Here is a 10076-nt window from a genome sequence, read left to right as displayed (position 1 = left end):
TACTCGTCGCGCTCAAAGGCGATGTCGTAGTTGGTGCCCCACTTTGCGAGTTGTTCGCTGATCGCTTCGCCGTCAATCCGATTCGCATTGCGATAAAGATATTTGGAAGGCCACTGTGGCGCGCCGTCAATCGAGACGATCGAACTATCGCAAAAGGCAAAGCCGCGTAGTTCCGGCTTAGTCTCAGCCGCGGAATAATCCAATCGTTCTTTTGCGCTCAGTTCGGCAGGAAGTTCACCGGTAGGTTCCAGCTTGTTGATCGAGAGGTCTGTGTGGGCCGGGTAGACATCGCCTTCGACTTGGCGATTAAAGAAGATGACTGCGCCAGGTTCGCGTCGTGCCAATCCATTATTGCCCCGAGAGCCAAAGTAATCTTGGAACCGATTCCCTTCGATGAGCGGGGGTTTGCTGGGTCCATAAGCGATATTCCAAAGCGATTCTCGAGTCGACTTATCAGGAAACCAATAGGCTGGTTTGCTGGGAGGCCAGCCAGACGTCACGACATTGCGCGCCGCGTCGGAGAGCTTCATTCTTGAAATGCCGAAGCACTGGGTGGCCATTACACGAAGCCCCGGCTTCCATTTGGGAAACTTCCACATATTTATCGGGTTGATGCCCAACAGCTCGTAAGTGATGAAATTCCTTTTCGCCTCGGTCTCGCGCCACGCTTCCCATTCTTCGCGCGTTGCTCGAGCAATTGTGGAACCCAGGAATTTCAATTCAGAGCGCGGGCTATCGTACGAGTCCTCCGATGCATAGGCGACGCCAGACCAAGGCTCGTCGGCACGTTGATAGGTGATCACGAGCGGTAGCAGCGTTTTGGGGACCCTGCCGTTCTGCGTAGTCTCGCCATTGCAGGCTTGAGGCAAGTGCACCACCACACCGTGCTCATCTTTTGTCTTGAGCCCGAAGATCGTTGGCACGACGCCGACTTCGACTGTTCTATCGTTATCGTTGTAGGTCGTTATTTTTACGCGGCAACCGACCACGATGTCGAAATTAAGCGGCTCCCCCTTGTAGACGTAGCTGGCCTTAAATCGGTAATAGTAGCCGCGGTCCTGGCCGGGTGCAGTGACCTTGACCGGCTTCGTGAAACTGAAAAGAGCGCCGAAGACGAGCCAAGGTTGCGAAAACAACAGCATCAGCCCCAAGCCGAGTAAAACGACAACGGTTCCGAAGATCAGGCTGGGTAATGTCTTCATATCCACTTATACGGGGCGATTGCGGTCGGGCTGATGTAGCACTGCAATCGCATAGCAAACAGAGGTTGTGGAAGTGATCGATGACGTTGGATGTTTTGCGGCTACGCTTTCACCGTTCGTTAGCCAATGTCATGCGCGAAGCTTCCTGAAGGCCAGCGAGCGCTGTTCGCAGACCGTGAGTCCGCTTCTGGCCCGAAGGCGACATCCGACCATGTCCGTTTTGCGCCGCAATTGGAGGAGAAGCGGACATCGGGCACGCGGCCGCCTAATGAGTACACGTCCTGTTCATGCGCTTGAGTTCAATGTTTGAGCGTGATCCGGAAAGCTGTCTCGCACTTTTCTGGATCCTAATCAGTTGGTCAGCCGTCGCGACAATCCGGTGACGCGCTCCATCACGGCAACCAGCACGACGGTAGCAATGATCAGCACGCTCGAAAGTGCGGCGATCGTGACATCGAGCTTGCCTTCGAGGTCCTGCCACATCCGGATCGGCAGCATGTCGGTGGCGGCATCGCGCAGGAACAGTGAGACCGGCACGTTGTCGAAGGACGACATGAAGGCGATGAAGGCACCCGCGATGATGCCCGGCCGGATCAGCGGCAGCACGATGCGCCGGAAGGTGTAGAGGCGGCTGGCGCCCAGCACCGCCGAGCTCTCGAGCAGCGTCGGTTCGAGCTGGGCCAGCGCCGCCACCGTGTTGCGGATGACATAGGGCACGCAGACCACGGTGTGGCCGATCACCAGCGTCAGCGGCGATACCGGCAGGCCGACCAGTGAAAACAGCATCAGCGCGGCAAGGCCGAAGGCCAGCGCCGGCAGCACCAGCGGCGACATGAAGAGGGAATCGAGCAGCCGCGCCGACAGCGTCCGCGACCGCGAGATCGCCAGCGCCGCCGCGACGCCGAGCACAACGGACAGACCCGTCGCCCACAGCGCCACGATGAGGCTGTTCTTCGCGGCAAAGTGCAACTGCCAGGCGTCCCAGAGTTCGACGTACCAGCGCAGCGAATAGCCCGGCGGCGGGAATCTCAGCGAGAAGCCGCTGGTGAAGGAGACGATCAGCACCACCAGCGACGGCGCGATGATGATGATCAGCGCGATGATCGCGATCACGGTCATGACGAATTCGAAGCTGATCGCTTCCAGGGTGCGCTTGCGCCCGCTCATCACGCCCCTCCATAGCCGCGCGACATGCGGCCGAGCGTCGTGAAGACGGAGACCACCGCGAGCACGGCGAGCAGGAAGATGATCGAGATCGCCGATGCGAACGGCCAGTTCTGGAGCGTGGAGGCCTGCTGATAGAGATACATCGGCATGAACAGCATCTGTCCGCCGCCGATCAGCGACTGGGTGATGAAGGCGGTGATCGCGGCGGCATAGGTCAGCGTGCATCCGGCGATGACGCCGAGCAGCGACAGCGGCAGCGTGATCTTGAAGAAGCTGCGCCAGCTGCCGGCGCCGAGCGAGCAGGAGGCATCGTCGAGATTGGGATCGATGCGGCCGAGCGCCGTGATCAGCGGCAGCGTCATCAAGGGCATCTGCACCTGCGCCAGCGCAATCACCACGCCGAACTGAGTGTAGAGCAGCTTTAATGGCGTATCGATGATGCCGAGCGATTGCAGCGTCGCATTGATGATGCCCTGGCGTCCGAGGATGACGATCCAGGCGAAGGTGCGGACCACGACGCTGGTCAGGAGCGGCAGCAACACGATCAGGATGATGATGGTCTGAAGCCGCGACCCGACCCGCTGATAGAGCCAGGCGATGGGAAAGCCGAGCACGAGGCAGACGGCCGTCACCTCGGCCCCCAGCAATAGCGTCGAGCCGAGCACACTCAGGCTGAAGGGGTCAGTGAGGAAGTGCAGGTACTGGCCGAGCCCCCAATGCAGCGCGGCCGTGTCGTTGTGCAGCGAGAGCCAGAGCAATTGCAGCAGCGGCGCGACAAAGAACACCAGGAAGAACAGCGCCAGCGGCGCTGCCAATCCCATCCCGTAGGACGTCACGTCACGTGAGGCCGGTGCTGCGCCCATCGCCAAGTCCTTCAAGCTCCTAGAAGTCCTTCGAGCGTCTAGATCTTGATCTCGCGGTTGAAGCGCTCGATCCAGGCCGAGCGCTGCTCGTTGATCTTCTTCCAGTCCTGGAACACGAATTTCTGCTTCAGCTCGGCGGTGTCCTTGGCGAGCACGCGCGCGATCTCGCCGCCCATCGTCACCTTGGAATTGGTCGGCACGATCAGATAGGGCGGGTTCATCAGCGTGGTCTGCACCTCGGGCGTCAGTGACGCCTCGATCAGCTTGAATGCGAGCTCGCGGTTGGGCGAATTCTTGACGATGTGGATCGTGGTCTTGAACGCGATCGCGCCTTCTTTTGGCGCCACGAACTCGACCGGCACGCCGCGCGCTTTCAGGATCTGGATGGCGTTGAAATTGCCGGGCGAGATGTCGATCTGGCCCTGCTGGAACAGGGTTGCGAGCGCGCCGGGGTTGGCCGCCACGGCAGCGAGATTGGGCTTGAGCTCCTCGATCGCCTTGAAGGCGGGATCGATATTGGCTTCAGAGCCGCCGCGCATCTTGGCAATCTCGACCAGCCAGCCGGTGCCGAGCGTCGAGTTGAGGTTGGTGATGCCGACGCGGCCCTTGAACTCGGGCTTCCACAGATCAGCCCAGGAGGTGGGCGGCGTCTTGATCGCTTCCGGATTGTAGGTGAGGCCGACAACCTGGAAGAACGGCGCGGGACCCATCGGCTCCTGCGCCTCGGCGATCAGGTCCTTGTAATAGGCGCTTTTCTCGACCGGATAGGGCTCGACCAGATCCTGGGCGATCGCGACGAGGGCGGGGCCGGGATCGTGCAGCATGACGTCGATCGGCGGATTGGCCTTTGCCGCATTCACCTTCGCGATCTGGTCGACCGAGAGCATGGGGTCGAGCACGATCGCCGCATCCGCGTTCGCTTTGCGGAACGCCGGCACCAGCACGGCCTTATGTGCTTCCTCCCAGCTTCCGGTGAAGGTCGCAAACACCAGCGGACGGGCCTGGGCATAGCTTAAGCCCGGAAACGCCTTCATGGCGCCGAGTGTGAGTGCGGTGGTCATCAAGCTTCGGCGGTTGAGGATCATGTCGAACTCCCTGTGGACTGGATCTAAAGCGTTGCGGGAAAGGCGTTGGCGAGCGATGGGGCGAGCGGAGCGAGCCGTACCGCAGCGCCGTTCTCCAGCGCGCGCGTCTCGCCGATGCGCGCCTGGGAGATTTTGACGCCGGAGCCATCAGCGGTCTTGACCTCGTGGACAACGGTCGCGCCCAACGGCAGCGACATGCCGACCACGCCGGCAAAACCGGTCTCGTCGCCGACGAATTGCAGATGCTCGGGACGGATGCACACGGTGACGCGGCCACCTTCGGTGAGGGTGCCGCCCGCGGGCCGTGCGATGATCTCCGCGCCAGCATCGAGGCGCACTTTCGCCGCGGTGCGGTCCGCCGAGACCACGACGCCGGGCATGCGGTTGCTGGCACCGACAAAGGTGTTCACGAACAGTGTCTGGGGCCGATCGTAAACGTCGGAGGGCGAGCCGAACTGTTCGAGCTTGCCATGGCTCAGCACGGCGACGCGGTCGGCCATCGACAGCGCCTCTTCCTGGTCGTGCGTCACGATCAGTGTGGTGATGCCCGAGACGCGCTGCAACCGCTTGACCTCGATCTGCATGTCGAGTCGCAAATTCTTGTCGAGCGCGGCGAAGGGCTCGTCGAGCAGCAGGATCGACGGCTTGATCGCGAGCGCGCGGGCGAGTGCGACGCGCTGCTGCTGGCCGCCGGAGAGCTGTCGCGGCAGCCGCTCCGCCATCGCCGGCAGCTGCACCAGCTCCAGCAGGCGCTGCGCCTCGCGCTGGCGCGTGGCCTTGTCGACGCCACGAGCGGCGAGGCCATAGCCGACATTCTCGCTGATCGAAAGATGTGGAAACAGCGCGTAATTCTGGAACACGATGCCGACGGCACGGCGGTTCGGCGGCAGCGCATCGACGATGTCGTCGCCGATGATGATCCGCCCCTGCGTCTGCGCGATGAAGCCGGCAATGATCCGCAGCAGCGTCGTCTTGCCGCAGCCGGAGGGGCCGAGCAGGGCAATGATCTCGCCGCCCTTGATGTCGAGATTGATGTTCTCGACCGCCAGCGCACCGCTCGGATAGCGATGGGTGACGGCATCGACGACGAGCGATCGGCCGCTTTGCGCATCAGCCATGGTGTTGCCTCCCGTTGCCCCAAAGGAGAAAGCAAGTCTCGTGCCCTGGTCCGGCGGCGGCCGCGCGATCGAAGATGGATTGAAGATCGTCCATCGCCGCCGCTCCGCTCAGCTATCGCGATGCTCGAGCCGGGCGGCGAGCGCCCCGGCAAGACCGATGGTCGGCTTGGCGGCGGGCCGGCGGAACGTGCCGGCCGTCGCCTTGCGCAGGCGTAGCGCCACCAGCGCCTCGGCCTGCTTCACGGAGGCTATGACCTGATCGACGACGGGAACGGGGATTCGGTCGGCGACGCGCTCGGCGAGACCCGAGAGCGGGGCGCCGGCGAAGATCAAAACATCCGCCTCGTTCTCGACGATCGCGCGTTGCGCAAGATCGACGAGCACATCTTCCTTCTCGGTGCCGACCTCGGAGATCGCCTGGAACGGCGTATCGAGCATGCGGATGCCGGCGCAACGCTCCCACAGCCCATGGGCGTGGACGCACTCTTCGTACCAGGGGCCCAAGGCTTGCGCGAAGGTGACGATGGCGAAGCGGCGCCCGGCCATGCAGGCCGTCAGCATCGCGGCCTCCGCCATACCGACCACGGGAATGTCGAACGTCTCGCGCGCGGCGAACAGGCCGGGGTCGCCGAAGGCGGCGATGATTGCCGCGTCGACCTTCTTGTGTTGCTCGGCCAGCATCTCCAGCGCGATGGCGCCGCCGATCTGCGCCTCGGTGCGCGTCGAGATGTAGGGCACGCCGCGGGATGCGGTGCAGGGGATCAGCTCGGTGCCGGGGGAGGCGGCCTGCTGCCCGACGCCCATCATCAGCCGGGTGACTTCGGTGCTGGTGTTCGGGTTGAGCAGGAGGAGCTTCATTGTCAGGCCGCCGTCTGCTTGGCTTGAGAGGTGGCGAGGACTTCGAGCAGGGCGGTGCCGGTGCGCCAGACATGGGCGCCGAGCAGGCGTCCGGCCGCTTCGCCGTCGCGGGCTTCGAGCGCGGCTAGGATATCGGCGTGCTCGTCGACCGAATTGCTCCAGCGGCGGTCGGCGCCAAGCGCGAGATAGCGCGCGCGCTCGGCGCGGGAGATCAGCGTCTCGTGCGCCTCGCGCAGCGGCGTGTTGCGCGCCATGCGGACGATGGTGTTGTGGATCTCGCCGTTGATGGCGAAGTAATCGTCAAGCTTGCCGTTGCGATGATGACCTTCCATGCGGGTCTGAAGCGTGCGCAGGCGGGCGAGATCGCGCTCGGTCGCGCGCTCCGCGGCAAGTTCGGCCGCAAGCCGCTCGATCCCGGCCAGCGCCTCGAACAATTCCGAGATGCCCTCGACCGCTATGCCGGCAATGCGCGGGCTGCGGTTCGGCCGCAGCTCGATCAGTCCTTCGGCCGCGAGCACCTTCATCGCCTCGCGCAGCGGTGTGCGCGACACGCCGAGTGACTTCGATAGCTTGGTCTCCTGGGTCTGCGATCCCGGCGGCAACTCGCCGCGAATGATCATCGTCCGCATCCGCGCGGCGGCGCGCTCATGCAGGCCCATCCGCTTGAGTTTGGGCGACTTTCGTCCCTTCGGCGCTTCCGATTTTGGCTGCACGCATGCCTCGCTTATCACGTTGATCTTAGCCGCTTCCGACCCTTTTGCTTGCCCAAAATACCGACGCATCTCGCTGAAAACAATGGCACAACGCGCAAATTGTATGCAGCATGCAAAAACCGGATTGCGCTGCGGCGAAGAGCGACCGATGATCTTGCACGACGCGCGAGATCCCGCGCCTTCGAAACGGAGTGAGCGATGCGGACGAGTTTGCGACTGGGCCTCGTAATGATGGCACTGATGCTCGGTGGAATCGATCTCGCCTCTGCGCAGACGGCAAAGATCAAGCTCGGTTACGCCAAATGCGCGCACTGCCTGCCGATGTCGCTGGTCCCGGGGCTGGCCAAGAATGTCGAGGTCGATGCGATCGGCTTCAACTCGGGCAACGACGTGCTCACCGCGCTGATATCGAAGAGCATCGACGTCGCGCAAGTCACCTACCTCCACTACATCACTGCGCTCGACAAAGGTTTTGACGTCGTCGCCGTGTCCGGCCAGATCAACGGCGGCTCGGAATGTCTCGCGTCCACGAAGCTGGACCTTCCGCCCGATGACTGGACGGCGTTCAAGGCGATCGTCGCCAAGGGGAAGAGCGATGGCCAGCCGCTGAAGGTCGCGGCGTCCCGCGGCAACGCGCAGGACATTCACATGCGGGGCGCGTTCCTTAAGCAGGGTGTCGATCCCAACAAGGACGTCCAGTTCATCAACATTCCCAATCCGTCCGACCATCTCGCAGCGTTGCAGCGCGGCGAGGTCGACATGATCTGCTCGGTCGAGCCGTTTGCCTCGCAGATCCGGCTCTCGGGCGCCGGCAAGCATTTCGTGCTGCCCTACGACCAGGCGGCAGGAAATCTGACCAACCTCATCGTCACGCGCTCCGACGTGATCGCGAGCCAGCGCGCCGGCGTTCAGGGCATCGTCACCGCGGTGGTCGAGCTCGACAACAAGCTGATCGCCGACAAGACGCTGTGGATCGACGTCATCAACAAGCTCACCGGCCTCGACAAGACGGTCGCGACCGAGGCGCTGAAGAATGCCTCGCCGGATCCGGCGATCCATCGTTCGCAGACGCTTGCGATCGCCGCGATGATGCGCGACCTCAAATACATCTCGAAGGACGTCTCCGCGGAAGCGGAGAAGAACATGGACTATTCGTTCCTGGAGCAGGCCACGGGAAAATCCAAGAATGACCTCGGTTACTGACGCCGCGCCCGCCAAGCCGGCGTTTCGGCCGACCCGGCTGTTTCAGGGGCTCGAACGCGTTGTCGTTCCCGCGCTGCTGATCGCGGGCTGGGAGGCTTTTGCCCGCAGCGGCGTCTTGCCGCCGGCCCTGTTGCCGGCGCCGAGTGCGGTGCTGCATGCGCTCGGCGACTGGGTGTTCGGCTTCGACGAGACCACGCAGACCTATTCCGGGCACTGGCTGCGCGATGCGCTCGCCAGCGCCTTGCGCGTGTTTGGCGGCTTTGCGCTGGCAAGCCTGCTTGGAATCCTCGCCGGCGTCGCGATCGGCTGGTCGCGCCTGTTCGAGAAGACGCTGGAGCCGACGCTCCAGATGCTGCGTCCGATCCCGCCGGTGTCCTGGATTCCGCTCGCCATCATCTGGTTCGGCATCGCCGACAAGCCGGCGATTTTTCTCGTCTTCCTCGGCGCCTTCTTTCCGGTGCTGATGAACACTATTCACGGCGTGAAGACCGTGGACCACAATCTGGTTCGCGCCGGTGCGATGATGGGCGCGAGCCAGCGGCAGATGCTGACCGACATCGTGCTGCCGGCGTCGTTACCCTCGATCTTCGCAGGCCTGCGCATCGCGGTCGGATCGGCGTGGATGCTGACGGTCACGGCCGAGATGGTCGCGGTCAAGAGCGGGCTCGGCTACGTCTTGTGGGATTCCTATTACTTCCTGCGCTACGACATCGTGCTCGCAGCAATGATCTCCATCGGGTTGCTCGGTTATCTCTCCGACCTCGGCCTTAAAGTCATCATGGCGCACACGCTGCGCTGGCAGGCGACAACCACCGTGCAGGGCAGGGCGGGCTGATGGCGGCAATCGAGCTTCGCAACATCGTCAAGGTGTTTTCCGACAAGCGGCGCGGGCGCGACTTGCTGACGCTGGACAACATCAATCTCGACATCGAGGCGAATGATTTCGTCTGCCTGCTCGGCCCATCCGGCTGCGGCAAGTCGACCCTGCTCAACATCATCGCCGGCTTCGAGCAGGCGACCTCCGGGCGCACGCTGGTCGACGGCAAGCAGGTGGAGCGGCCGGGATCGGACCGCGGCGTGGTGTTCCAGCAGCCGACTCTGATGCCGTGGCTGACGGCGATCGACAACGTCGCCTTCCATCTCAAGCTCAAGGGCGTCGGCAAGGCCGAGCGGCACCATCGCGCCATGGAGTTCATCGATCTCGTGGGCTTGCGCGGCTTCGAGCATCATCACCCCTCCGAGCTGTCCGGTGGCATGAACCAGCGGGTGGGGATCGCCCGCGCGCTGCTGATGAACCCGAGCGTCATCCTGATGGACGAGCCGTTTGCGGCACTCGACGCCCAGACCAAGCTTGAAATGCAGGAGGAGCTGGTCGCGATCTGGCAGAAGCGCCGCTGCACCATCGTGTTCGTCACCCACAGCGTCGATGAGGCGCTGGTGCTCGGCAACAAGATCGTGGTGATGACGAAAAGGCCGGGCCGGATTCGCGAGGCCGTCAATTTCGACCTGCCGCGCCCGAGGGACATCACCAGCCCCGAATTCAATGATGCAAAGCGCCGTATTCTCACGCTCATTCGCGAGGAATCGACGCGCCTCGCGCAGGCGTCCTAGCCGTGGAAGGCGCAGCGGCACCGCGCACCTGTGATCTCCTGGTGAAGGGCGGACTTGTCGTCACCCTGGACGAAGCCGATCGCATCATTGCGCGCGGGGCCGTGGCCGTCGCAGACGGCCGCATCGTCGACGTCGGCGATGACGACGAGATCGCGATACGCTGGTCGCCGGCGCGCACCATCGATGCGCGCAACCGTCTGGTGATGCCGGGCCTGGTCAACGTTCACAATCATACGCCGCTGATGATCACCCGCGG

Annotated in this window: 11 protein-coding genes; 3 read left to right on the top strand and 8 right to left on the bottom strand. The window is 63.2% G+C overall.

Translation table 11 applies throughout. From position 1 onward, the window contains the following. The 7 genes from UP06_RS29425 to UP06_RS29395 all read right to left on the bottom strand — a co-directional run. Nucleotides 1-1202: hypothetical protein (locus tag UP06_RS29425; RefSeq protein WP_045006879.1), on the bottom strand; the 1202-nt coding region annotated here is incomplete at its 3' end. Between the two features lie 351 nt (nt 1203-1553). Then, nucleotides 1554-2369, bottom strand: coding sequence for an ABC transporter permease (locus tag UP06_RS29420; RefSeq protein WP_045007155.1), 816 nt, complete (start codon nt 2367-2369; stop codon nt 1554-1556). Continuing rightward, nucleotides 2369-3232 carry an ABC transporter permease gene (locus UP06_RS29415; RefSeq protein ID WP_045007154.1) on the bottom strand — a complete coding sequence of 288 codons (864 nt, stop codon included), beginning with the start codon at nt 3230-3232 and terminating at the stop codon, nt 2369-2371. Before UP06_RS29415 ends, UP06_RS29420 begins: the two co-directional genes overlap by 1 nt. A 38-nt stretch (nt 3233-3270) precedes the next feature. Further along, complete coding sequence (locus UP06_RS29410) at nt 3271-4317, bottom strand: ABC transporter substrate-binding protein (protein WP_045007153.1); 1047 nt, start codon at nt 4315-4317, stop codon at nt 3271-3273. Between the two features lie 23 nt (nt 4318-4340). Beyond that, on the bottom strand, nt 4341-5435 hold the full coding sequence (locus UP06_RS29405; RefSeq protein ID WP_045007152.1) for an ABC transporter ATP-binding protein: 1095 nt from the start codon (nt 5433-5435) through the stop codon (nt 4341-4343). A 108-nt stretch (nt 5436-5543) separates the two neighbouring features. Then, nucleotides 5544-6293 carry an aspartate/glutamate racemase family protein gene (locus tag UP06_RS29400; RefSeq protein ID WP_045007151.1) on the bottom strand — a complete coding sequence of 250 codons (750 nt, stop codon included), beginning with the start codon at nt 6291-6293 and terminating at the stop codon, nt 5544-5546. Nucleotides 6294-6295: 2 nt separating this feature from the next. After that, nucleotides 6296-7006: a GntR family transcriptional regulator gene (locus UP06_RS29395; protein ID WP_045007150.1), complete on the bottom strand. Its 711-nt coding sequence runs from the start codon at nt 7004-7006 to the stop codon at nt 6296-6298. 198 nt (nt 7007-7204) lie between these two features. Between UP06_RS29395 and UP06_RS29390 the strand changes: the two genes are divergently transcribed. Genes UP06_RS29390 through UP06_RS29380 form a run of 3 tightly spaced genes read left to right on the top strand, consistent with a single transcriptional unit; the run spans nt 7205 to nt 9820 of the window. After that, nucleotides 7205-8209, top strand: coding sequence for an ABC transporter substrate-binding protein (locus UP06_RS29390; protein ID WP_045007149.1), 1005 nt, complete (start codon nt 7205-7207; stop codon nt 8207-8209). Next, the gene (locus UP06_RS29385) at nt 8193-9044 is read left to right on the top strand and encodes an ABC transporter permease (protein WP_045007148.1); all 852 of its coding nucleotides are present in this window, start codon (nt 8193-8195) and stop codon (nt 9042-9044) included. The genes UP06_RS29390 and UP06_RS29385 overlap by 17 nt, the downstream gene beginning before the upstream one ends. Beyond that, nucleotides 9044-9820, top strand: a complete 777-nt coding sequence (locus UP06_RS29380; RefSeq protein ID WP_045007147.1) for an ABC transporter ATP-binding protein — start codon at nt 9044-9046, stop codon at nt 9818-9820. Before UP06_RS29385 ends, UP06_RS29380 begins: the two co-directional genes overlap by 1 nt. Here UP06_RS29380 and UP06_RS41105 read toward each other — a convergent pair. Next, nucleotides 9817-10053 (bottom strand): hypothetical protein, encoded by a 237-nt coding sequence (locus UP06_RS41105; protein WP_197087416.1) that lies wholly within the window; start codon nt 10051-10053, stop codon nt 9817-9819. The genes UP06_RS29380 and UP06_RS41105 overlap by 4 nt on opposite strands. Nucleotides 10054-10076 lie beyond the last annotated feature (23 nt).

It is taken from the genome of Bradyrhizobium sp. LTSP857 (genome assembly GCF_000938285.1).
Lineage (GTDB): Bacteria > Pseudomonadota > Alphaproteobacteria > Rhizobiales > Xanthobacteraceae > Bradyrhizobium.
Note: the sequence above shows the minus strand (reverse complement) of the source record. Positions and strands in the feature narration are given on the sequence as shown.

Excerpts from the sequence above, each read along its gene's own strand:
- UP06_RS29420 (WP_045007155.1), bottom strand. The coding sequence starts at position 2,369 with ATGAGCGGGCGCAAGCGCACCCTGGAAGCGATCAGCTTCGAATTCGTC.
- UP06_RS29415 (WP_045007154.1), bottom strand. The coding sequence starts at position 3,232 with ATGGGCGCAGCACCGGCCTCACGTGACGTGACGTCCTACGGGATGGGA.
- UP06_RS29410 (WP_045007153.1), bottom strand. The coding sequence starts at position 4,317 with ATGATCCTCAACCGCCGAAGCTTGATGACCACCGCACTCACACTCGGC.
- UP06_RS29405 (WP_045007152.1), bottom strand. The coding sequence starts at position 5,435 with ATGGCTGATGCGCAAAGCGGCCGATCGCTCGTCGTCGATGCCGTCACC.
- UP06_RS29400 (WP_045007151.1), bottom strand. The coding sequence starts at position 6,293 with ATGAAGCTCCTCCTGCTCAACCCGAACACCAGCACCGAAGTCACCCGG.
- UP06_RS29390 (WP_045007149.1), top strand. The coding sequence starts at position 7,205 with ATGCGGACGAGTTTGCGACTGGGCCTCGTAATGATGGCACTGATGCTC.
- UP06_RS29385 (WP_045007148.1), top strand. The coding sequence starts at position 8,193 with ATGACCTCGGTTACTGACGCCGCGCCCGCCAAGCCGGCGTTTCGGCCG.
- UP06_RS29380 (WP_045007147.1), top strand. The coding sequence starts at position 9,044 with ATGGCGGCAATCGAGCTTCGCAACATCGTCAAGGTGTTTTCCGACAAG.
- UP06_RS41105 (WP_197087416.1), bottom strand. The coding sequence starts at position 10,053 with ATGATTGTGAACGTTGACCAGGCCCGGCATCACCAGACGGTTGCGCGC.